Below are 237 nucleotides of genomic sequence, written 5' to 3'. Positions count from 1 at the left end.
CGTATACATGACCTGTTTTTACTAACTGTGGAAAGTGTCGAACAAACAAAGCACATAACAGTGTGGCAATGTGAAGACCATCGGAGTCAGCATCGGCCAATATACAAATTTTATTATAGCGTAGCCCGCTCATGTCGGCTGAATCAGGATCGATCCCTAAAGCTACCGAAATGTCATGCACCTCTTGCGATGCTAATATTTGCCCTGACTCAACTTCCCACGTATTTAAAATTTTAC

The 237-nt window shown here is 42.2% G+C and carries 1 pseudogene; it reads right to left on the bottom strand.

Annotated features, from left to right (window positions below):
- Positions 1-237: pseudogene (locus SB756_RS35255) on the bottom strand (DNA topoisomerase IV subunit B); the annotation flags it as partial.

Origin of the sequence: Pseudomonas sp. SIMBA_068 (assembly GCF_046534705.1) — a bacterium.
GTDB classification, from domain to species: Bacteria; Pseudomonadota; Gammaproteobacteria; order Pseudomonadales; family Pseudomonadaceae; genus Aquipseudomonas; species Aquipseudomonas putida.
The sequence above is the reverse complement of the archived record's forward strand: the minus strand, read 5'-3'. Positions and strand labels throughout refer to the sequence as shown.